The organism is Streptomyces sp. WM6386 (assembly GCF_000972385.1).
In the GTDB taxonomy this organism is placed as follows: Bacteria; Actinomycetota; Actinomycetes; order Streptomycetales; family Streptomycetaceae; genus Streptomyces.
In genome coordinates, this window is sequence record NZ_JXTE01000101.1 from 1 (window position 1) to 21,799 (window position 21,799).

General features: G+C 70.2%; 23 protein-coding genes and 1 riboswitch. Of the genes, 17 read left to right on the forward strand and 6 right to left on the reverse strand.

The features are described from left to right. Positions 1-328: ROK family protein (locus tag TN53_RS37535; RefSeq protein WP_046263321.1), on the forward strand; the 328-nt coding region annotated here is incomplete at its 5' end. Positions 329-353: 25 nt separating this feature from the next. On the opposite strand, the gene TN53_RS37540 is transcribed toward TN53_RS37535, so the two are convergent. After that, the gene (locus TN53_RS37540; RefSeq protein WP_046263322.1) at positions 354-1,103 is read right to left on the reverse strand and encodes an SDR family oxidoreductase; all 750 of its coding nucleotides are present in this window, start codon (positions 1,101-1,103) and stop codon (positions 354-356) included. Between the two features lie 91 nt (positions 1,104-1,194). Further along, positions 1,195-2,082 (reverse strand): RNA polymerase sigma-70 factor, encoded by an 888-nt coding sequence (locus TN53_RS37545; RefSeq protein WP_046263323.1) that lies wholly within the window; start codon positions 2,080-2,082, stop codon positions 1,195-1,197. A 223-nt stretch (positions 2,083-2,305) separates the two neighbouring features. Further along, positions 2,306-2,436, forward strand: a riboswitch (FMN riboswitch). A 146-nt stretch (positions 2,437-2,582) separates the two neighbouring features. Between TN53_RS37545 and TN53_RS37550 the strand changes: the two genes are divergently transcribed. From TN53_RS37550 to TN53_RS37590, 9 genes are all read left to right on the forward strand, one after another. Continuing rightward, positions 2,583-3,188, forward strand: a complete 606-nt coding sequence (locus tag TN53_RS37550) for a riboflavin synthase (protein ID WP_046263324.1) — start codon at positions 2,583-2,585, stop codon at positions 3,186-3,188. Then, positions 3,185-3,826, forward strand: coding sequence for a nicotinamide mononucleotide transporter family protein (locus TN53_RS37555; RefSeq protein ID WP_046263325.1), 642 nt, complete (start codon positions 3,185-3,187; stop codon positions 3,824-3,826). The genes TN53_RS37550 and TN53_RS37555 overlap by 4 nt, the downstream gene beginning before the upstream one ends. Continuing rightward, a complete protein-coding gene (locus TN53_RS37560; protein ID WP_046263326.1) occupies positions 3,823-5,118 on the forward strand; it encodes a bifunctional 3,4-dihydroxy-2-butanone-4-phosphate synthase/GTP cyclohydrolase II in 1,296 nt (431 codons plus the stop codon). The genes TN53_RS37555 and TN53_RS37560 overlap by 4 nt, the downstream gene beginning before the upstream one ends. A gap of 17 nt (positions 5,119-5,135) precedes the next feature. Continuing rightward, positions 5,136-5,621 (forward strand): 6,7-dimethyl-8-ribityllumazine synthase, encoded by a 486-nt coding sequence (gene ribH / locus TN53_RS37565; RefSeq protein ID WP_046263327.1) that lies wholly within the window; start codon positions 5,136-5,138, stop codon positions 5,619-5,621. 34 nt (positions 5,622-5,655) lie between these two features. Then, positions 5,656-5,928 carry a phosphoribosyl-ATP diphosphatase gene (locus TN53_RS37570; RefSeq protein ID WP_018534786.1) on the forward strand — a complete coding sequence of 91 codons (273 nt, stop codon included), beginning with the start codon at positions 5,656-5,658 and terminating at the stop codon, positions 5,926-5,928. A 48-nt stretch (positions 5,929-5,976) separates the two neighbouring features. Next, positions 5,977-6,834, forward strand: a complete 858-nt coding sequence (gene hisG / locus TN53_RS37575; RefSeq protein WP_046263328.1) for an ATP phosphoribosyltransferase — start codon at positions 5,977-5,979, stop codon at positions 6,832-6,834. 14 nt (positions 6,835-6,848) lie between these two features. Next, on the forward strand, positions 6,849-7,292 hold the full coding sequence (locus tag TN53_RS37580; RefSeq protein WP_046263329.1) for a PH domain-containing protein: 444 nt from the start codon (positions 6,849-6,851) through the stop codon (positions 7,290-7,292). Between the two features lie 174 nt (positions 7,293-7,466). Beyond that, a complete protein-coding gene (locus tag TN53_RS37585) occupies positions 7,467-8,795 on the forward strand; it encodes a hemolysin family protein (RefSeq protein ID WP_046263330.1) in 1,329 nt (442 codons plus the stop codon). Beyond that, positions 8,792-9,862: a hemolysin family protein gene (locus TN53_RS37590; protein ID WP_046263331.1), complete on the forward strand. Its 1,071-nt coding sequence runs from the start codon at positions 8,792-8,794 to the stop codon at positions 9,860-9,862. Before TN53_RS37585 ends, TN53_RS37590 begins: the two co-directional genes overlap by 4 nt. A gap of 107 nt (positions 9,863-9,969) precedes the next feature. On the opposite strand, the gene TN53_RS37595 is transcribed toward TN53_RS37590, so the two are convergent. Together TN53_RS37595 and TN53_RS37600 are read right to left on the reverse strand one after the other, a co-directional pair. After that, positions 9,970-11,835 (reverse strand): AAA family ATPase, encoded by a 1,866-nt coding sequence (locus TN53_RS37595; RefSeq protein WP_046263332.1) that lies wholly within the window; start codon positions 11,833-11,835, stop codon positions 9,970-9,972. 432 nt (positions 11,836-12,267) lie between these two features. Beyond that, the gene (locus tag TN53_RS37600; protein WP_046263333.1) at positions 12,268-12,888 is read right to left on the reverse strand and encodes a uridine kinase family protein; all 621 of its coding nucleotides are present in this window, start codon (positions 12,886-12,888) and stop codon (positions 12,268-12,270) included. Positions 12,889-13,236: 348 nt separating this feature from the next. Here TN53_RS37600 and TN53_RS37605 point away from each other — a divergent pair, with 348 nt between their 5' ends. The 3 genes from TN53_RS37605 to TN53_RS37610 all read left to right on the forward strand — a co-directional run bounded on the left by TN53_RS37605 (position 13,237) and on the right by TN53_RS37610 (position 15,566). After that, entirely contained in the window at positions 13,237-14,601 is a 1,365-nt protein-coding gene (locus tag TN53_RS37605; RefSeq protein WP_046263334.1) for a peptidase C39 family protein, read from the forward strand. Between the two features lie 99 nt (positions 14,602-14,700). Then, on the forward strand, positions 14,701-14,841 hold the full coding sequence (locus tag TN53_RS47030) for an SCO1431 family membrane protein (RefSeq protein WP_107080586.1): 141 nt from the start codon (positions 14,701-14,703) through the stop codon (positions 14,839-14,841). A gap of 62 nt (positions 14,842-14,903) precedes the next feature. After that, complete coding sequence (locus TN53_RS37610) at positions 14,904-15,566, forward strand: TetR/AcrR family transcriptional regulator (RefSeq protein WP_046263335.1); 663 nt, start codon at positions 14,904-14,906, stop codon at positions 15,564-15,566. 65 nt (positions 15,567-15,631) lie between these two features. Here the strand turns inward: TN53_RS37610 and TN53_RS37615 are convergent, their stop codons facing one another. Continuing rightward, positions 15,632-16,870 carry a glycoside hydrolase family 18 protein gene (locus tag TN53_RS37615; RefSeq protein ID WP_046263336.1) on the reverse strand — a complete coding sequence of 413 codons (1,239 nt, stop codon included), beginning with the start codon at positions 16,868-16,870 and terminating at the stop codon, positions 15,632-15,634. Positions 16,871-17,206: 336 nt separating this feature from the next. Between TN53_RS37615 and TN53_RS37620 the strand changes: the two genes are divergently transcribed. The 3 genes from TN53_RS37620 (at position 17,207) to TN53_RS37630 (ending at position 20,503) form a co-directional block, all read left to right on the forward strand. Continuing rightward, positions 17,207-18,379 (forward strand): acyl-CoA dehydrogenase family protein, encoded by a 1,173-nt coding sequence (locus tag TN53_RS37620; protein WP_046263337.1) that lies wholly within the window; start codon positions 17,207-17,209, stop codon positions 18,377-18,379. Positions 18,380-18,720: 341 nt separating this feature from the next. Further along, complete coding sequence (locus TN53_RS37625) at positions 18,721-19,821, forward strand: hypothetical protein (protein WP_046263338.1); 1,101 nt, start codon at positions 18,721-18,723, stop codon at positions 19,819-19,821. 97 nt (positions 19,822-19,918) lie between these two features. Beyond that, positions 19,919-20,503: a phosphotransferase gene (locus TN53_RS37630; protein WP_095046945.1), complete on the forward strand. Its 585-nt coding sequence runs from the start codon at positions 19,919-19,921 to the stop codon at positions 20,501-20,503. Between the two features lie 29 nt (positions 20,504-20,532). Here the strand turns inward: TN53_RS37630 and TN53_RS37635 are convergent, their stop codons facing one another. After that, the gene (locus TN53_RS37635; RefSeq protein WP_046263339.1) at positions 20,533-20,967 is read right to left on the reverse strand and encodes a hypothetical protein; all 435 of its coding nucleotides are present in this window, start codon (positions 20,965-20,967) and stop codon (positions 20,533-20,535) included. A 269-nt stretch (positions 20,968-21,236) separates the two neighbouring features. Between TN53_RS37635 and TN53_RS37640 the strand changes: the two genes are divergently transcribed. Beyond that, complete coding sequence (locus TN53_RS37640) at positions 21,237-21,677, forward strand: Lrp/AsnC family transcriptional regulator (protein WP_030677853.1); 441 nt, start codon at positions 21,237-21,239, stop codon at positions 21,675-21,677. Positions 21,678-21,799: the final 122 nt, after the last annotated feature.

The following is a 21,799-nucleotide window of genomic DNA, read 5'->3' on the forward strand; positions in this document are numbered from 1 at the left end:
GTCCGGGGCCGAGCCGGTGGCGGCGGTGCTGGTGGCGAGGGCGGTGGCGGAGGGGGCGGACGGCTTCCTGGGCGCGCTGGCGGACCGGCTCGCTGTCGGCGTCTCGTCCGTCGTGGCCGTCCTGGACCCCGGGTGTGTGGTTCTCGGTGGGGAGGTCGGGCAGGCGGGCGGGGCGGAACTCGCCGCGCTCGTGGAGCGGCGAGTCCGCCGGATGTCACCACTGCCGACCGAGGTACGGCCCAGCGTTCTCGGCGGTGGGGCTGTCCTGCGCGGTGCCCTGCTGACGGCACGGGACCGGGCGCAGGACTACCTCTTCGCGCCCCGGTAGGGGCGCGGGGCCGTGTCAGCCGTGCTCAGCCCTCGCTGCCGAGGCTCCGCGCCAGATACTCCTCGAACGTCCCCTTCCCCACGGCCTGTTCCGGCGCCAGATGCCCACCCGCCCGGAAACCGCGGTACGCCTTCCCCGTCAACGGCACGTTCACCACGGCCCGTCGACGCCCCGACGCCTTCACGTAGGCCTGAGCCAGCGACTCGAACGACCGCACCTCGGGCCCACCCAGGTCCGCCACCCGCCCCGCGGGCGACCCGGCCGCCAACTCGGCCAGCCGGTCCGCGACTTCGGCCACCTCGACCGGCTGGTCGCTCACCCCGGCGGGAAGCACCAGGACCGGCGACTTGGCCATCGCCCGGAGCGCCCGCACCAGCAGATCGTGGAACTGGGTCGCCCGCAGCACGGTCCACCCCAGCCCCGACTCCTCGACCTGCTTCTCCACGGCGAGCTTGGACCGGTAGTACCCGAACGGCACCCGGTCGACGCCGACGATCGAGATGTAGACCAGATGTCCCACCCCGGCCCGCCGCGCCGCCGCGATCAGGTTGACGGCCGCCTTCTCGTCGCCGCCGGTCTGCGTGGTCGCGCAGTGCACGACCGTGTCCACGCCCTCGACGGCCACGTCCAGCGCGGCACCCCCCTCGCGCAGGTCGACGGCGTACGGCTGGGCGTGCCGGCTGAGCACCCGCACCTCGTGCCCGTCCGCTCGCAGCCGCTCGGCGACGAGCCGGCCGAGCGTTCCGGTACCGCCGGTCACCAGGATCGTGGTCATGCTGTTCCGTCCCTTCGGACGCCGGACGCTCCCGGGTGGAGCGTCCCTCACCAGCTGAGACCACATACCCCCGGCGAAATGTGACAGGCCACTACGGGTGGGCGAGCTGACCGCGCACGAATTCCAGTTTGTCCGGGTTCAATACGGCCCGCATGTCGCCGATCAGCCCGTCCCGCGCCTCGAAGGTCACCAGGGCGGCGAGCGCCTCGCCCGCCCACAGGGCGACCCCTGTCCCGCCGTTGACCTCGGCCGTCGTGAACCGCAGGGCCCGGCCCCACTTCTCGAACGCACCCAGCAGGAAGCGGATGACCTTCTCGCGTCCTTCGACCGGCCGCAGGGCCGCGGACACCTTGCCGCCGCCGTCGCTCCACCAGGTCGCGTCGGCCGCGAGCAGTTTCTCCAGACCGGAGAGATCGCCCTCCCGGGCCGCGGCGACGAACGAGGCGACCAGCTCCTCCCGCCGATCGGGCGCGGCCTCGAACCGCGACTCGGGCTCACCCACCCGCTGTACCGCCCTGCGGTGCAACTGACGGCAGTTGGCCTCGCTCAGATCGAGTACGTCGGCGATCGCCCGGTATCCGTAGGCGAACGCCTCCCGCAGCACGTACACCGCCCGCTCGGTCGGCGTGAGCCGCTCCAGCAGGACCATTACCGCCATCGACACCGCGTCGCGCTGCTCGGCGGACTCCAGAGGGCCGAGCGTGCCGTCCGACGTGACGACGGGCTCCGGCAGCCAGCTCCCGACGTAGGTCTCGCGCCGCGCCCTGGCCGAGGTCAGCCGGGTCAGGCAGAGATTGGTGACGACCTTCGCGAGCCAGGCCCCGAGGCGCTCGATACCGGCCCGGTCGGCGCCGCTGAAGCGCAGATAGGCGTCCTGGACGGTGTCCTCGGCCTCTTCCGCCGAGCCCAGCATGCGATAGGCCAGGCCGAACAGCCGCGGACGATGGCTCTCGAACTCGTCGGCGAACGCACTCGTCATGCCTGTCACCCTGCCATGCCCGAGCGGTGAGGGACCCGGCGGCGGGCAAGGGCCGTCGTCACCGCCGCCGGGCCGTCTGCGGAGATCCAAAAAGGACTAGACCAGAGGGTGCAACAGGTCGGGCGGGTTGAGAAGTCCAGCGACACCACCTGTGAGCCACTCCACATCACTCACCCGTATGGACCTCGATCAGCCGTGGCACACTGGCTCTGTACCTTTAAAGCAGCGCACTCCGGGGTCGGTGAAAGTCCGAACCGGCGGTTACAGTCCGCGACCCGGTCACTTCCAGTGGCCGGTTGACCAGGTGAAATTCCTGGACCGACGGTTAAAGTCCGGATGGGAGGCAGTGCGCGGCGGGCGGGCATTCGTGCGCGCCGCCGTATCTACTCGTCCATGTGGGCGGGTCTGTCCGGCGTCGCCCCCAGTGCTCTCGCTCGTTCACTCTGTCGTCATCGACAGCCCCGGAGTCCGTGCCCCGATGTGGCAGGAGGACCCGGGAAGTGTTCACCGGAATCGTCGAAGAGCTGGGCGAGATCACCGCCGTCGAGAACCTCGGCGATGCGTGTCGCTTCCGCCTGCGAGGCCCCGTCGTCACCGAGGGCGCGAAGCACGGTGACTCGATCGCCGTCAACGGCGTCTGCCTCACCGTCGTCGAGCACGAGGGCGACGAGTTCACCGCCGACGTCATGGCAGAGACCCTCGACCGCTCCAGTCTCGGCGCCCTCGCCGTCGGCTCCCGCGTCAACCTCGAACGCCCCACCGCCGTGGGCGCCCGTCTCGGCGGCCACATCGTGCAGGGCCATGTCGACGGCACCGGCCAGGTCCTGGAGCGCAAGCCGTCCGAGAACTGGGAGATCGTCAAGGTCTCCCTCCCCGCGGACCTCGCGCGCTACGTCGTGGAGAAGGGCTCCATCACCGTCGACGGCATCAGCCTCACCGTCGTCGACGCCGGCCCCGACTACTTCACCGTCAGCCTCATCCCGACCACCCTCGACCTGACCACGCTCGGCCACAAGCAGCCCGGCGACCCGGTCAACCTCGAGGTCGACGTCGTCGCCAAGTACGTCGAGCGGCTTCTCGCGAGCACCCAGGGAGCGGGCCGGTGAACTGGCTGAACTCCGAGGCGTTCACCGCCTTCGACCAGCACATCCTCTGGTCGGACATGATCGGCAACATCACCGGCCTGGTCGCCCTCGCCCTCGGCTGGCGGCGCTCCATCTGGAGCTGGCCCGTGCAGTTCCTGGCCGGCCTCATCCTCTTCGGCGCGTTCTACGGCCATCTGACCGGCAGCGCGGGCAAGCAGGCGATCGTCATGGTCGTAGCGCTGTACGGCTGGTGGCAGTGGAACCGGAAGAAGGGCGAGACCGGCGACGGCCACATCGCCCCGCGGTTCGCCACCTGGACCGAGCGCGCGGTGATGGTCGGCGCGGCCGCCGTCGGCACCGTCGCGGTCGCCCTGCTCTTCAAGGCGTACCCGAGTCTGTCCTGGGACCCTTGGCCGGACGCCTACATCTTCGTCGGCACCATCGTCGCCATGTACGCCCAGGCACGCGGCATGGTCGAGTTCTGGTTCGCCTGGCTCCTGGTCGACCTGGTCGGCGTCCCCCTCAACTTCGCCAACGGCTACGCCTTCTCCGGCTTCGTCTACGTCATCTACGGCGCGCTCGTCCTGTGGGGCATGCGCGACTGGTGGCTGCGCTCCCGCCAGGGCACGCGGCCCGCTCTGGAAGGAGCGCCGGCATGAGCACGGCACCGATCCTGTACAGCACGGACGGCATCGAGGACCTCACGCTCGACCCGATCGAGCAGGCCATCGCCGACATCGCCGCCGGCCGCCCGATCGTCGTGGTCGACGACGAGGACCGGGAGAACGAGGGCGACCTCGTCATCGCCGCGGAGAAGGCGACCCCCGAGATCGTCGCCTTCATGATGAGCGAGTGCCGTGGCCTGATCTGCGCCCCCATGGAGGGCGAGGAGCTGGAGCGACTCGAACTGCCGCAGATGGTCGCGGACAACACCGAGTCGATGAAGACCGCGTTCACGGTCTCCGTGGACGCCTCCGCCGCCCACGGGGTGAGCACCGGCATCTCGGCCGCCGACCGCGCGACCACGCTCCGGCTGCTGGCGGGCGGCGACGCCGAGCCCACCGACTTCGTGCGCCCCGGCCACGTCTTCCCGCTCCGCGCCAAGGCCGGCGGGGTCCTGACGCGCAACGGCCACACGGAGGCCGCCGTCGACCTCGCCCGGCTCGCGGGCCTGCGCCCGGCCGGCGCCATCGTCGAGATCGCCGGCGAGGACGGCCGTATGCTGCGGCTGCCCGAGCTGATCCCGTTCGCCCGCAAGCACGGCCTGACGATCATCTCCATCGAGGACCTGATCGCCTACCGCCGGACCGCCGAGCCCACGGTCCGCCGCGAGGCCGAGGTCCACCTCCCCACCTCCCACGGCGAGTTCACGGCGTACGGCTACCGCTCCACCGTCGACGGCGTCGAGCACGTCGCCCTCGTCCACGGCGAGATCGGCGACGGCGAGGACGTCCTGGTGCGCGTCCACTCCGAGTGCCTGACCGGCGACATCTTCGGCTCCGCGCGCTGCGACTGCGGACCCCAGCTGGACGCCTCCCTGGCGCGCATACAGGACGAGGGCAGGGGAGTGGTGGTCTATCTGCGCGGCCATGAGGGGCGCGGCATCGGCCTGGTCTCCAAGCTGCGCGCGTACGAGCTCCAGGAGCGCGGCCGCGACACCCTCGACGCCAACCTGGAGCTCGGTCTGCCCGCCGACGCCCGGGACTACGGCGCGGGCGCCCAGATCCTCGAGGACCTCGGTGTGCGCAGTGTGCGCCTGATGACCAACAACCCCGACAAGTCCGACGCCCTTCTGCGCCACGGCCTCAAGGTCAACGGACGGGAGCCGATGCCGGTACAGGCGGGCGAGCACAACCTCACCTACCTGCGGACCAAGCGGGACCGGATGGGACACGACCTGCCCTGGCTGGACACGGCCGCGCCGTCGACATCCACCTGCAGCAACCAGTAACGAGGAGATCAGAGAACGTGAGCGGCAAGGGTGCACCGGAGCTGTCCGTACGCAACGTGGGTGACCTGCGGGTCGCCGTAATCGCGGCGCAGTGGCACGAGAAGGTGATGGACGGTCTGGTGGACGGCGCCCTGCGCGCCCTGCACGACCTGGGGATCGACGAGCCGACCCTCCTGCGGGTCCCCGGCACCTGGGAGCTCCCGGTCGTCGCCAAGGTCCTCGCGGGCCGCGGCTACGACGCGATCGTCGCCCTTGGCGTCGTGATCCGCGGCGGCACCCCCCACTTCGAGTACGTCTGCCAGGGCGTGACCCAGGGCCTCACCCAGGTCTCCGTCGACACCGGCGTCCCCATCGGCATGGGCGTGCTGACCTGCGACACCGAGGAGCAGGCCCTGGACCGCGCGGGCATCGAGGGCTCCAACGAGGACAAGGGGCACGAGGCGGTGACGGCGGCGGTGGCGACGGCGGCCACCCTCCGCTCAGTATCTGAACCGTGGCGCTGACCGAACCCGGGTGTGGCATAGGCTGAGCGTCACCATGTCCAATAAGACGTTCGAGGAGCTCTTCACCGAGCTCCAGCAGAAGGCCGCCACCGGCGACCCCGCCACTTCCCGCACCGCAGAGCTGGTCGGCAAGGGTGTCCATGCCATCGGCAAGAAGGTCGTCGAAGAGGCCGCAGAGGTCTGGATGGCCGCCGAGTACGAGGGCAAGGAGGCGGCCGCAGAGGAGATCTCGCAGCTGCTGTACCACGTCCAGGTGATGATGGTCGCCCGCGGAATCTCGCTGGACGACGTCTACGCCCATCTGTAAAACCTTTCGAGACAGTTCACCCCATTTCACGCGAAGGAAGCCGACCTCATGCTGCGCATCGCCGTCCCCAACAAGGGTTCCCTGTCAGGCCCTGCGGCGGAGATGCTGCATGAGGCCGGCTACCAGCAGCGCCGGGAGTCCAAGGAGCTGCGGATCGTCGACCCGGTCAACGAGGTCGAGTTCTTCTACCTCCGCCCCCGCGACATCGCGATCTACGTCTCCTCCGGCCGCCTCGACATCGGCATCACCGGCCGCGACCTGCTGATCGACTCCGGTGCCAAGGCCGAGGAGATCCTCCCGCTCGGCTTCGCCCGCTCCACCTTCCGCTTCGCCGCCAAGCCGGGCACGGCCGGCGGCGTCGAGGACCTCAAGGGCAAGACGGTCGCCACCTCCTACGAGGGCATCGTCGAGGGCCACCTCGCCGACAGCGGCGTCGACGCCTCCGTCGTCCACCTCGACGGCGCCGTCGAGACCGCCATCGAACTCGGTGTCGCCGAGGTCATCGCGGACGTCGTCGAGACCGGCACCTCGCTGCGCAACGCGGGCCTGGAGGTCTTCGGCGAGCCGATCATGAAGTCCGAGGCGATCGTGATCCGCCGCGTGGACGCCGACACCTCCTCGGAGAACGAGCCCAAGGTGCAGCAGTTCCTGCGCCGCCTCCAGGGCGTCCTCGTGGCCCGGACGTACGTGATGATGGACTACGACTGCCGGGTCGAGCAGCTCGAGAAGGCGGTGGCGCTCACGCCGGGCCTGGAGTCCCCGACCGTCTCCCCGCTGCACAACGAGGGCTGGGTCGCCGTCCGTGCGATGGTCCCGGCCAAGGAAGCGCAGCGGATCATGGACGACCTGTACGACATCGGCGCGCGGGCCATCCTGACGACGTCCATCCACGCCTGCCGTCTCTGAGGGGCCGCGCAGCCATGTCCGACGTTCCCACCCTCCCCGTCACCTTCCGGCCGGGCCGCACCAGGGCCGTCCTGCTCACCGCCGCCGTCGCGCTCTTCGTGGTCATCACGGCGATCGCGCTGCTGCTGGAGAAGCTCGGCCCGGGCGAGCGCCTGAGCTTCATCTTCACCGCGGCGCTCCTGGCCGGTGTGCTGGCCCTGCTCGCCCGAGTGAAGGTGGTCGCCGACGAGTCCGGCGTCACCGTCGTGAACATCGCCGGCAAGCGGCATCTCGACTGGGCCGAGATCGTCCAGGTCAATCTCCGGCCGGGCGACCCCTGGGTCTTCCTCAACCTCACGGACGGCACCAGCCTGCCCGCGCTTGGCATCCAGCCCGGTATCGCCAAGCAGCAGGCCATCGCCGACGCCCGCGCACTGCGGTCGCTCGTCGAGTCCCGCGGGCCGGGGGATCTGCCGTAGAGGGCCATGTCTTGATTAATCTGTTGGCGGAGGCGTTTTCCCGGCGCCTCCGCCGCTGATGTTCCCCCCGGTCTTCAGAGGCCCACTGCTATCCGAGGAGTGATTCCCTCCAGCGATGGACGGATCGTCCTGTAGTACCTGCGCCGCCCCCTCCCGGCATACCGAGGCGGCGGCATGACCATCCCCCTGCTGCTCCTGGCAGCTGCCTTCCTGCTGATTCTCGCCAACGGCTTCTTCGTGGCCGCCGAGTTCGGCCTCGTGACGGTCGAGCGACCGGACGCCGAGAAGGCCGCAGCCGAGGGCGACAAGCGAGCCCGCACGGTCGTCGAGTCGCTCAAGGAGCTCTCCTTCCAGCTCTCCGGCACCCAGCTCGGCATCACCATCACCTCCCTCGTCGTCGGCATGCTCGCCGAACCGGCGCTCGCGGAGCTGCTGCACGGACCGTTCACCGCGATCGGTGTCCCCGAGGGGGCCGCCTCCGGTGTCACCGTGGTCGTCGGCATGCTGCTGGCCTCCGCCGTGCAGATGGTGATCGGCGAACTCGTGCCCAAGAACTGGGCGGTGTCCAAGCCGCTCCAGGTCGCGCGCTTCGTCGCCGGCCCGCAGCACGCCTTCGCCCGGCTGTTCCGCCCGGTCATCGCCGCGCTGAACGCCGTCGCCAACCGTCTCGTCCGCGCCATGGGTGTCGAGCCCACCGCGGAGCTGGCCTCCGCCCGCACCCCCGGCGAGCTGGTCTCCCTGGCCCGGCACTCGGCGCGGGCCGGCGCCCTGGAACAGGACACGGCCGACCTCTTCGTACGGACCCTGTCGCTGGCCGAGCTGACCGCGCAGCACGTCATGACCCCGCGCGTGAAGGTCAGTTCTCTCCAGGCGTCCGCGACCGCCGAGGACGTGGTCAACCTGACCCGCGCCACCGGCCTGTCCCGCTTCCCCGTCTACCGCGAGAAGATCGACGAGATCGTCGGCATGGTCCACCTCAAGGACGCGCTGGCCGTCCCGACCCACGACCGGCTGCGCACCCCGGTCGCCAGGATCGCCCGCCCGGCCCTGCTGGTGCCGGAGACCCTCCCGGTCCAGCCGCTGCTGGCCCGGCTGCGCAGCGAGCAGCCCATCGCCGTCGTCGTCGACGAGTACGGCGGCACGGCCGGTGTGGTCACCCTGGAGGACATCGTCGAGGAGATCGTCGGCGAGGTCCGCGACGAGCACGACGGTCTGGACGTCCCCGAACTCGCCGCCGCCCCGTCCGAGGACGGCAAGCCCACCTGGGACGCCGACGGCAGCTGCCGTGTCGACATCCTCCAGCGCATAGGCCTCGACGTGCCCGAGGGACCGTACGAGACGGTCGCCGGGCTCGTCGCCGACCTGCTCGGCCGCATCCCGGCCGTGGGCGACCGGGCCGAACTTCCCGGCTGGCGGCTCTCGGTACGCCAGGTCGGGCACTACCGCGCCGAGCGCGTACGACTGGTCAGAACGGCCCCCGCGGTTGTGGAGGCCGCCCGATGAGTGTGCTCCAACTCCTGTTTGCCGCGCTGCTCGTGCTCGCCAACGGCTTCTTCGTCGGCGCCGAGTTCGCCCTCGTGTCCGTCCGGCGCAGCCAGATCGAGCCGCTCGGCACGGCCCGGTCCCGTCAGGTGCTGTACGGCCTGGAGCGGCTGCCGCAGATGATGGCCGCGGCCCAGTTCGGCATCACCATCTGCTCGTTGACGCTGGGCGCGGTCGCCGAGCCGACCGTCGCCAAGTTGCTGGAGCCGGTCTTCGAGTGGATCCACATGCCGCACGGCATGATCCACCCGCTCGGCTATGTCATCGCCCTGGCCGCGGTGGTCTTCTTCCACCTCGTCATCGGCGAGATGGTCCCGAAGAACCTGGCGATGGCCGCCCCGGAGAAGGCCGCCCTGTGGCTGAGCCCGGGCCTGGTCGTCTTCGCCCGCTTCTGCAAGCCGATCACCATCGCCCTCGGCGCCTGCGCCCAGGGCATCCTGCGCCTCTTCCGCGTCGAGCCCAAGGACGAGGTCGAGGCGGTGTTCACCAGCGAGCAGCTCAACCGGCTCGTGGAGGACGCCGGCCAGGCGGGCCTCCTGGACCCCGAGGAGCAGGAACGCCTGGAGGACGCCCTGGAACTGGGCTCCCGCCCGGTCACGGACGTCCTGCTGAAGCGCGAGTCACTGGTGACGGTGGGGCCCTCGGTCACACCCGGCCAGGTCGTGGAGCTCACGGCCCGCACCGGCTACTCCCGCTTCCCGGTCGTGGCCGACAACGGCGCCTTCATGGGCTACCTGCACGTCAAGGACGTACTGGACCTGGAGGAATCGGAGCGGGCGGTACCCCAGCAGCTCTGGCGCCCGATGACGACCCTGCGATCCGAGCTCCCCCTGGACGACGCCCTGACGGTCATGCGCCGAGCGGCGACCCACCTCGCCCAGGTGACGGACGCGTCGGGCAAGGTCCTGGGCCTGGCGGCGCTGGAGGACGTACTGGAACTGCTGGTGGGCGAGGTGACGGACCCAGCACACCGGGAGACGCCACCCCAGCCGAGAATGGCGGAGCCGAAGGAAACGGTAGCGAGCTGATGCAGGTTGCACCCCGCGCCCCGAAGGGGCGCGGGGAACTGCGCGAGCAACCACGAACTCCTCGTACCCGCCGATGAACCAGTAGCTCCCGAGCGCGTAGGCACGGCTCACATCGTCGACGGATCCTGCGGCCCCCGCCCCGACAACACTTCCCCGTACGCCTGCATAAGATCCGGCAGCCGCAACGTCGACAAGTCGTCCCGTGTCAACGTCCCCGGATACGTCGACAACCGCAGATCCCGATACGCGCAGCTCTTCTCGTACAGCGTCCGCAGGAACCGCCCGTTCCCCAGCTCGTCGATCCACCCCTGGTCCACCACGTGACCGGCGATCGACCGCAGCTCGTCGAGGGCCTCCTCGTCCCACACGTCACCGTTCTCATGGGCCAACACCTCGCCGATGGAGGTGAGTTCGAGGGGGCGGTACGAGGGGAAGTCCACCCGGGTCGTGAAGCGCGACGACAGTCCGGGGTTGGCGGCCAGCAGCCGGTCCATGCCCTCGGGATAGCCGGCGAGGATCACCACGAGGTGGTCCCGGTTGTCCTCCGCCCGCTTCAGGAGCACCTGGAGCGCCTCGTCGCCGTACGCATCGCCCTTGCCGTAACCGGAGTTGGAGAGCGAGTACGCCTCGTCCACGAAGAGCACCCCGCCGATCGCGGAGTCGATGAGCTCGTTGGCCTTCACGGCGGTCTGCCCGAGGTACTCGCCGACGAGATCGGCGCGCTGGGCCTCCACGAGGTGGTCGCCGCCGAGCAGCCCGAGGGCGTAGAAGACGCGGCCCAGGATGCGGGCCACCGTGGTCTTGCCGGTGCCGGAGGGGCCGGAGAAGACGAAGTGCCGCTTGGGCGGCTGGACCGGCAGGCCCTGCCCGGCGCGCAGCCGTGCCATGTTGAGCTGGGCCGACAGTGCCTTGACCTGGCGCTTCACGGGCTCCAGGCCCACCATGCGCTCAAGTTCGCTGAGCGCTTCCTCCAGTAAGACGGGGTCGGTGGGGCCGGCGGGCAGCGACTGCGTCGGGACGATCTTCTCGCGCACCGAAGGGTCGGACACCGAGGGCAGCGGGCCGACGGGTGGCACGTCGGGGTCGGAGAACTTGAGGTCGCGGCCGTCGGTACCGCCGAAGAGCGGGTCGAAGCCGTCCGGTCCCTCCAGGACGTCCTGGGCGCCGGAGAGCGCGATCGAGGCGAGGTCCGCCGCGGCGTCGTCGTAGCCGTCGCCCTCGGCGATCGCGGCGAGCCGGGCCGAGGTGTCCATGAACGCCGGGTCGACGCGGTGCACGGCACGGTAGAGGGGGAGGGCGGCGGCGGAGCGGCCGGTGCCCTCGTGCGCGCGGGCGAGCCAGTAGCGCAGCTCCTTGCGCTGGGGCTGTTCGCTGCGACAGCGCATCAGGGCCGCCGAGAGAAGCGGCTCGGCCTGTCCGTACATCTCCAGGCGCACCCGGGCCATGCCGCCGAACAGACCCGCCTCGATGCCCAGCAGGGAATCGTCGATCAGCGGGTCGGTGTGCCGCACGAGCTGGTCCCAGTCCTTGACCAGATAGGAGCGACAGGCGTGCAGGAAGCGCACCTGGGCGTCGGTGTCCACGGGCGGCAGGCTCGCGAGGGCCCGGTCCAGCTCCGGGACATGGCGTCCGTCCAGCCAGTGCGAGGCGTGCGCGAGCAGCAGGTCGCGCGGGCTCTCCAGCACGGGCTGCACCCACCAGCCCAGCCAGTACCAGGAGTTGAGGGTGCGACGGTGCCGGGCCCGCTGCTCCCCGAAGCGCTCCCGGTGCCGGAACATCCGCAGCAACGCGGTCGTCGTGTCGACGCGCAACGCGTGCAGCCCGAGCCAGCCGTCGGCCATCCCCGGGTCCATCCGCACCGCGGCGCGGAACTCCTCCTCCGCCTGCGGATAGGCGCCCATCGTGTAGGCATCCACACCTCGCAGCCAGGCGAGGTCGGCCGGGGCCTGCGGGCCCTGCGTGCCGAAGTCCATCACGTCCCCCACAAACCGTGCCCCCGTTGGTTGGTCACCGGGCCGTCGCCCGCCGACCGCCTTGATCGAACCGCCTTGCTGCGGACCGGAGTTGCAACGGTGCGCAGAGCTGCCCGTCCGTAGGTCGCACCGAGGGCATCGTACCTGCGGGGGTGCGGCCGTCGAAGGGTGCCGCACAGGCCGTTTGGCGAGGTGGGAGCAGACGGGGCGCACACGGGACGGTGACCGAGGGTGAGCGAATCACGGCTCGTAGCGCCCGGAAAAGGGGCTGAGGGCAGAACGAAGCCCCCGATCACGGGGGAACAACCGGGGGCTTCGCGTCTGAGGGCGGCTGCGAAAGGCCGCACATTCAGAACGTAAGTCCTGTACGGCCCCCCGGTCAAGCCGAGTTGAGGCACTCCGGGAAGTTCGGAAGCAAGGGTCTTCACAAGTTCAGCACACAGCGGATGGTCCGTCACCCAGAGTGATTTTGTGGTCCGGTCCAACCGTCCCAGCAGGCCCCGGGAGTACCTCGTACCCCTTCTGTCCCTGCCGAACCAGAAGATCGGCGTACGGGCGCGAGGGGTCCCCGGCGAAGTGTTCGGCCTCGGCGCGGACCCACCCGGCCCAGAACTCCCGCTGTTCTTCCCCGTCCCGTGACCGGCCACGCGTCCAGGACTCCTCGCGGGACAACTCCATCCACAGCAGCCGCGCCAGGTGCGGACGCAGTGCGCGGCGCCCCGCGCCGACGCCCTCGACGAGGACCACTGGTGCCGGCGGGAGGGCGCGGGGCGGGCCGAAGAGGCGGGTGTGCCAGTCGTAGGGGGCGTAATGCGCCGTCTCGCCGTGGCTGAGCGGCTCGATCGCCTGGGCCAGCAGTCGGTCGGTCCAGCCGAACAGCTCGTCGTGGCTCGCGATGTCGTCGAGGTGCAGCATCGGCGCGTCACCCAGCGCGGCGGCCAACCGTCCGGCGAACGTGGACTTTCCGGAGCCGGCGTGACCGTCGACGGCGATCAGGCGGACCGGGCCGCAGGACGGCGGGAGGTCCCGGAGATGGTCGGCGAGGGCGCGCATGGCCGATTTCTGGAGCTTTCACGAGTCCGACAGGGAGCGGTCAGCACTCTAAGCGCTCCGCTGGAAGTGCGGTGGACGGGTTGTTGTTCGTCCGCGGCGCCGTCGTGGCTGGTCGCGCGGTTCCCCGCGCCCCTTCGGGGCGCTGCCGAACCGCAGTGGACTTCACCCGGCCCGCTTGGCGGCGGTGCGGGCGTACGCCGTCGCAGGTCATGTCAGTGGTCCAGTCCCATATTCGTGGGCGTGGCATGGCCCGAAGTGCTGGCAGGACCGTGCGGCTTTGGCCATAGTTGGCGCACAACCGTGCAGTGGACCTGCCCAGACTCGGACAACTTGGGGGTCATTCCGCCCATGAGCAGAGCCGAACAGCCGTCCCGCAGAACCGTTCTGGCCGCCGCGGTCGCCGCAGCGGTGGCCGGCGCGGCGAGCCCGGCGGCCGCCGCCGACGGCGCGACCGACACAGCGGACACCGACCGGGCGCAACGTCGCCTCGTCGACAACCGTTTCTGGACCACATACGCCGACTGGCGCGGCGGCAGCGCGAAGGGCGCCCGTGCCGTCGCCGGTCCCCGGCCGGGCGTGGTGATCGGCGCCGCCGCGGGCAGCGTCGACTACACGGACCCGCACACCGGGAAGACGGCCGCCTGGGAGTACGCCACCTGGACGTCCCCCGTCCACGAGCTCGCCGTTCCCTCCACCGAGGCGATCGCGTCCTGGAACGCGCACACCCCCGACGGCACCTGGCTCCAGGTCGAGCTGAAGGGCACCTACTCCGACGGCACGGACACCCCCTGGTACGTCATGGGCCGCTGGGCCGCCGGCGACGAGGACATCCGGCGGACCTCGGTCGACGACCAGACCGACGACAAGAGCAGCATCTGGACGGACACCTTCGCCGTCGACGACCCGGCGACGGGCCTGCGCCTCACCTCGTACCGTCTGCGGCTGACCCTCTACCGCAAGCCGGGTACCAAGAAGACCCCCACCGTGTGGCGGCTCGGCGCGATGGGCTCCGACATCCCGGACCGCTTCACCGTCCCGGCCTCCACACCCGGCCTCGCCCAGGAGCTGATCGTCCCGCGCTACTCGCAGGAGATCCACGCCGGCCAGTACCCGGAGTACGACAACGGCGGCGAGGCCTGGTGCAGTCCCACCTCCTCGCAGATGATCATCGAGTACTGGGGCGGCCGGCTCACCCCGGAGCAGCTCGCCTGGGTCGATCCGACCTACGCCGATCCGCAGGTGTGCCACGCGGCCCGGTACACGTTCGACCATCAGTACGCCGGCTGTGGGAACTGGCCGTTCAACGCGGCCTACGCGGCCACCTTCAAGGACCTCCAGGGTGTGGTCACCCGGCTCGGCTCCCTCACCGACCTGGAGACGCTGATCGCGGCCGGCATCCCGGCCATAACGTCCCAGTCCTTCCTCAAGGAGGAGCTGACGGGCGCGGGGTACGGCACCTCCGGCCACCTGATGACCGTGATCGGCTTCACCGCCGACGGCGACGTGATCGCCAACGACCCGGCCTCGCCCGACGACGAGGCGGTACGGCGGGTCTACAAGCGGGCCGAGTGGGAGAAGATCTGGCTCCGTACCAAGCGGTACAACGCCGGCGGCAAGGTCGTCTCCGGCACCGGCGGTGTCTGCTACCTCTACTTCCCGGCGAAGCCGACCGCACGGCAGTGCAAGGCCCTCGCGGCGGTGGGTGTGCGCTGAGTCACACGCCAAGCGGGTCAAGGCCCCGGGAAACCGGGGCCTTTCCGCTGTGACCGACGTCTCTGCCGCAAAAGCCCCGGTCGGTGGCAAGGTGGACACATGACTGCGAACTCAGCCACCGCCACCCGTGTCCGCACCGGCGGACCCAAGGAAGACGGCCCGAAGGCCCTCGAGCACGTCATGGGCTGGACCCTCGTCGTGGTGGTCGCGATGCTCGTGGCCCAGCTCGGCCTGCTGTGACCTGATCCATAGTTGACCTGACATACTGCGGGTGTCCCGCCCCGTTGAGACCAGGGTCGAAATTGAATATCAGCCAGCAGCGTGACGGCGCTCGTCCCAAGGCGCGCGGAACTGATCGTTCGGTTGCGCGCCGAGCCGAACTCATCGCGATCGGGCGGAGGCTGTTCGCCGACACGTCCTACGACACGCTCTCGATGGACGACATCGCTCGTCAGGCGCATGTCGCCAAAGGGCTGATCTACTACTACTTCCAGTCCAAGCGCGGCTACTACCTGGCCATCATCCAGGACTCCGTCGCCGACCTGGTCACCTTCGCGGCGAGCGGACTCCAACTGCCCCAGGTGGACCGGGTCCAGCGCACGATCGACAGCTATCTGCGCTTCGCCGAGCACAACCAGGCCGCGTACCGCACCGTCGTCAGCGGGGGAGTCGGCTTCGATGCCGAGGTGCACGCCATCCGGGACAGTGTGCGTGAGGCGATCGTCGCGACCATCGCCGACGGGGCGTACGGCCGTACCGACATCTCACCGCTGGCCCGCATGGGCCTGTTCGCCTGGGTCTGCAGCGTCGAGGGCGCCACGCTCGACTGGATCGACCGCCCGGCCCAGCTCACCCGCGACACCATGCGCGAACTCCTGGTGAAGACGCTCGGCGCCACCATGCGCGCGATCGAGGAGCTGGACCCCGCCTACCCGGCCCCTGCCCCGGCCCGCCGGGACACCTGACGCCGGACGACGGAGAGGGGCGGAGGGCTCGTGGTCCCCCCGCCCCAAGTCCCGCTCGGGTCGGACTAGTTGATCGCCTTGATCAGCTCACCGCCCGTGGTGTCCCCGCTCAGCTCCCAGAAGAACGTGCCGCCCAGCCCCTGCTGGTTCTTGTACGCCATCTTCGTGGCGATCGTCGACGGGGTGTCGTAACTCCACCAGTTGTTCCCGCACTTGGCGTACGCCGTGCCACCCACCGTGCCGGTCGCCGGGCACTTCGCCTTGAGCACCTTGTAGTCCTCGAAGCCCGCCTCGTACGTCCCCGCCGCCGGGCCGGTCGCCGTGCCGCCCGGTGCCGACTGGGTGACGCCGGTCCAGCCGCGCCCGTAGAAGCCGAGGCCGAGCAGCAGTTTCGAGGCCGGGATGCCGAGGCCCTTGAGCTTCGCGATGGTCGCCGAAGTGTAGTAGCCCGCCTGTGGGATGCCGCTGTACGAGTTGAGCGCCGAGTGCGGAGCCGTCGGCCCGGTCGCCGCCCAGGCGCCGAAGTAGTCGTACGTCATCGGGTTGTACCAGTTGACGTACTGCGCCGCGCCCCCGTAGTCCGCCGCGTCGATCTTGCCGCCCGGGGTGGCGTCGGCCGTGATGGCCGCGGTGACCAGGTTGCCGGAGCCGAACTTGGCCCGCAGTGCCGACATCAGGTTCTTGAAGGCCGCCCGGCCGCTGGTGTCGCAGGTGTTGCCGCAGGCGTTCGGGTATTCCCAGTCGATGTCGATGCCGTCGAAGACATCGGCCCACTTGGAGTTCTCGACCAGGTCGTAGCAGGACTGCGCGAACGCGGCCGGGTTCTTCGCGGCCTCGCCGAAACCGCTCGACCAGGTCCAGCCGCCGAAGGACCAGATGACCTTCAGGCCCGGGTGCTTCTTCTTCAGCTCACGCAGCTGGTTGAAGTTGCCGCGCAGCGGCTGGTCCCAGGTGTCGGCGACACCGTCCACGGACTCGGCGGCGGTGTAGGTCCGTTCGGTCGCCGCGTAGGAGTCGCCCATCGCGCACTTGCCGCCGGTGACGTTGCCGAAGGCGTAGTTGATGTGCGTGAGCCTCGCCGCGGAGCCCGAGGTCTCGATGTTCTTGACGTAGTACTTGCGGTCGTAGGTGCCCCATTCGGTGAAGTAGCCGACGACCTTGGAGCCGGCCTTCACCGCGGGCTGCGCCGCGGGTTCGGCGGTCGCGGTGCCCGCGCCGGCGAGCGGCCCGGCACCGAGGACCGCGCAACACGCGGCGGACACAAGCGCCCGGAACCGGGCGCGGGGACGAGGGGAGTCGTGCATCGAGTGTCTCCTCATGGGGGGTGAGGGAGCGGGCGTCGATTGGCATGGACGCGGTAAGGCGTTGGTTCGGAACAGTAGGAGGACTAGACCAATCCGTCAATGGTTCGGACCAATTTCGAGGAGCGCTGGATTCCGGGGTAGGTTTCCTGAAGTAAGCGGTCGTTAACTGGTGACTCGATGGCTCCGATCGGGCATACTCACAGCGCAGAGCCGCTGGTCAACAGCTTCCGAGACCCGAAAGTGCGACCATCGGCCTAGCCCTCAGCAAGACCCGGCGGAGCCGCCCCCATCCAAAGGCGCACGCCGATGTGCCCTACCAGGGAGGAGAGCGTCCCCATGCCCGACCGCGCCCCGCAGCCGGTGGATCGTCAACTGCCCACGGACGAGGCCCGGGAGCTGATCTCGCTCGTCCGCGACATCGCGCAGCAGGAGATCGCCCCGAAGGCGGCCGAGGAGGAGGACGCCGGACGCTTCCCGCGTGAGGTGTTCACCCTGCTGTCGCGGTCCGGACTGCTCGGACTGCCCTACGACTCCGAGTACGGCGGCGGCGACCAGCCCTACGAGGTCTACCTCCAGGTCCTCGAGGAACTCGCCGCGGCCCGTCTCACCGTCGGCCTCGGCGTCAGCGTGCACACGCTCGCCTCCTACGCACTCGCCGCCTACGGCACCAAGGAGCAGCAGATCGAGCATCTGCCCGCGATGCTCGGCGGCGGACTCCTCGGCGCGTACTGCCTCTCCGAGGCCTCGTCCGGCTCGGACGCCGCGAGCCTGCGGACCAAGGCCGTGCGCGAGGGCGACGACTGGGTCATCACGGGTACCAAGGCCTGGATCACCCACGGCGGCATCGCCGACTTCTACACCGTCATGGCGCGGACCGGCGAGGAGGGCGCCCGCGGGATCACCGCGTTCCTCGTGCCCGGTGACGCCGAGGGGCTGAGCGGGGCGGTGCCGGAGAAGAAGATGGGCATGAAGGGCTCGCCCACCGCCCAGGTCCACCTCGACGGCGTCCGGGTCTGCGACGACCGGCGCATCGGCGAGGAGGGGCAGGGCTTCGCGATCGCCCTGTCCGCGCTCGACTCCGGGCGGCTCGGCATCGCGGCCTGCGCCATCGGTGTGGCTCAGGCGGCGCTGGACCACGCGGTGGCGTACGCGACCGAGCGACGGCAGTTCGGCAAGCCGATCGCCGACTTCCAGGGACTGCGCTTCATGCTCGCCGACATGGCGACCCAGATCGAGGCGGGCCGCGCGCTGTACCTGGCGGCCGCGCGGCTGCGGGACTCCGGCCGGCCCTTCGCCAAGCAGGCCGCGATGGCCAAGCTGCACTGCACCGACACCGCGATGAAGGTCGCCGTCGACGCCGTCCAGGTCCTCGGCGGATACGGCTACACCGCGGACTTCCCGGTCGAGCGCTACATGCGCGAGGCCAAGGTCCTCCAGATCGTCGAGGGCACCAATCAGATCCAGCGGATGGTCATCGCCCGTCACCTAGCGGGTCCGGAGACGCGCTGAACTGACCCGGCCTGACCTGCGGCGCCGCGAGCCGGACCCACTCCGGGTCGTGGCGCCCCGGCAGGGTCCGGCCCCGGTCGGCCCAGGTGCGCATCAGATCCCGGTAGATGGGCGGGTCCTGCGGCGGCGGAACCGATTCTGCGGGCGGCGGGACGAACACCCGGCGCTGACGCCCGGTCGCCGTATATGTGGGGGTCATACCAGGGCAACGCGGTGACGGCCGGACAGGTCACCCGCCGACGGAATCGACCGTGAGTTCGCGGACGTCGTGAGGCACGGCATCTGGTCACCTACTGCGGTCTGACGTACCGTCAGCCCAGCCGCCTCCAGGGAGGTTTGCCCTGGCCGACGACCGTCCCGTACCACTCGACGAGTACCCGGTGCACCAGGTGCCGCTCTCCATGAAGCACGTGGCGACGGGGGACCGGAACGCCTACGACCGGTGCATCTTCCATGTCCTCGATCACGAGGGGCGGGCGCTGCTGATCGTGGGGCTCGGGGTGTATCCGAACCTGGGGGTGATCGACGCTTACGCGACGCTGCGGATGGGGGACACCCTGCATGCGGTGCGGGCCTCGGACGCCCTCGGCGAGGACCGGATGCGGCTCGTGGTGGGGCCCCTGCGGATCGAGGTCGAGCAGCCGCTGCACCGTCTGCGCCTCGTCTGTGACGACGAGTCGTTGTCCTACTACCTGACCTGGACCGCCGCCTTCCCCGCACTGTGGGAACCCCATCATGTGCAGCGCCGGGGCGGTCGGCTCACCCTGGAAGGGCGTCGCTTCGTACAGGCGGGCGGCGTGACGGGCACTGTGCGCGCCGGAGGCGAGGAGTTCCACGTCACCGCCACACAGTGGACCGGCACCCGCGACCGCAGCTGGGGCGTCCGCCCCGTCCTCGGCGAGGAAGGCGGCCGCCTCGCCGAGGAGCACCCCACCGAGGGCTTCCACTGGCTCTGGTGCCCCGTCCGCTTCGAGGACCGCTTCCTGATGGTGATCGTCCAGGAGGACGCCGACGGCCACCGCGCCCTCAACGACGCCACCCTCGTCCGCCCCGGCCACCCCGACCGCCAACTCGGCTGGCCCCAGCCCGAGATCACCTACCGCCCCGGCACCCGCCATCCCGAACGCGCCCTCGTCCACCTCGGCGACGTGCGCAAACCGCAGGAGCTCGAGGTCGAGATCCTCACCTCCTCCCCGCTGGCGATCGGCGCCGGCCACCCGCCCGCGGACGACTGGCAGCACGGCACCTGGCGTGGCCACGGCTGGACCGACCGGCGCTCCTACGACCTCACGCAGCCGCACACCCCGGCCGCGTACGGGGTCACCGACCATGGCGCCCGTTTCCGCCTGGACGGCCGGATCGGCCACGGCATCTTCGAGCACGGCTCGTTCGGACGGCACGACCCGAGCGGGTTCACCGACTTCGGTTCGGTCGCACCGTAAGTCGGGTGCACCAAAAGGGGGTTGACCACATGACGACGGCGCCTCGCCCGCGCACCAGCACCCGCGACCCGCAGGACATCGCCCGCCGCCTCACCGTCTGGCTCGGCACCCGCCTGCCCGGCGCCAAGGCCGTCGGCGTCACCGTCCCCGCCTCCAACGGCATGTCCAGCGAGACCCTGCTCTTCGACACGGCCTCGCCCGCTCACCGCTCATCGAGGACGCCTTCGACCGGCTGGAGCACCTCTGGCCCGCCGATCCGGGCACGCCTGTCCTCAACTGGGGTGACGCGCGCATCGGGAACGTCGTCTACGACGGATTCGAACCCGCGGCCGTCCTCGACTGGGAGATGGCGGCGCTCGCCCCGCGCGAGGTGGACCTCGGCTGGGCGATCTACCTGCACCGCTTCTTCCAGGACCTGACGGTCGGCTTCGGACAGCGCGGCCTGCCGGACTTCTTCCGCCGCGACCGGGTCGAGACGCGCTACGCCCGACTGACCGGCCACACACCGCGGGACATGGACTTCCACACGCTGTACGCCGCCCTGCGGCACGCCGTCGTCATGCTGCGCGTCGCCTATCGGCAGGTGCACTTCGGTGAAGCCGTCGTCCCGGCGGACCCGGACACACTGATCCTGCACCACGGCAGTCTGCGAGCCATGGTGCAGGGCAGCTACTGGGATTGAGCGACGCGGTCTGCGCTACCGGGTGGCGCTCAGGCGGCGTGGCGCCGCATGACGGGGACCCTGATGGGGCGCGAACCCGGTCCGCCGACGTGCGAGAAGGGCTGGGTCCTCCAGTCGAGGCCCTGAGGGAGCGTCAACAGCAGGGCGGTGTCCTGCTCCTGGGGCTCCAGGTCCTCGTCCGCGGCGCGCGCGTCCGAGGCGCGGCGGCCGGTGCCGGCGCAGACCGTGAGCCCGAACGGGTTCCAGGGCGAGGCGCACAGCGCGTGCTCCGGCAGGACCTCCTCGTCCGCCAGCAGTGCGATGGGCTGCGCACAGTCCGGGCAGACCACCCGGAACATCTCGAAGGTGTCGTACGCGTCGAGTTCGTCGTCGAGGGCGTCGGGTTCGACGCCCTCCGGCTCGGGCTCGACGACCGCCTGGAGTCGCTTGGGTGCGGTACGACCAGGGCGCTTAAGACTCTGCATTGGGTTCTCCCCCTCGGGCTGGGCCGTGAACGGCACTGCGGCCTCGACCACAGCAAGCACTTCCCGCCCCGTCTCGGCGGTAATCACGAGAACATCACGGAGACTGTTCGGGTGCTGTGGTGTTCGTCACATGCCGCTTGCAGATGCCCGGGGCGGCCGCTTTGTCCCTCAGATGGCTCACAGATGGCTCTCGGCCACATCACGAACCGGGTATGACCTGCGCCGCTCAGGTATCCGAGGAGATCAAGGGCACTGTAGGTTCTTGCGCCATGGAGGAGCTGGACCGTCAGATCGTGCAGCTGCTCGTCAAGGACGGGCGGATGAGCTACACAGACCTCGGCAAGGCCACGGGCCTGTCCACGTCGGCCGTGCACCAGCGGGTGCGTCGGCTGGAGCAGCGTGGCGTCATCCGTGGGTACGCCGCCGTCGTCGACCCCGAGGCCGTCGGGCTGCCCATGACCGCCTTCATCTCGGTGAAACCGTTCGATCCCAGCGCGCCGGACGACATCGCCGAGCGCCTCGCGGGGGTGCCGGAGATCGAGGCCTGTCACAGCGTTGCGGGCGACGAGAACTACATCCTCAAGGTGCGGGTGGCCACGCCGCACGAGCTGGAGGAGCTGTTGGCCCGGCTGCGGTCCCTGGCGGGGGTGTCGACGCGGACGACGGTGGTGTTGTCCACGCCGTACGAGGCTCGCCCACCGAGGATCTGACTGGTGTTCCGTCGGCGGGTGGGCGCTACTGACCTTGTTGCCGTGATGTCGGCAAGGTGAGGCCAGTTTCGGTGAAGCATCCGTCGATGAGGTTGCTTCGGTACTGGATCTCGCGGAGACCG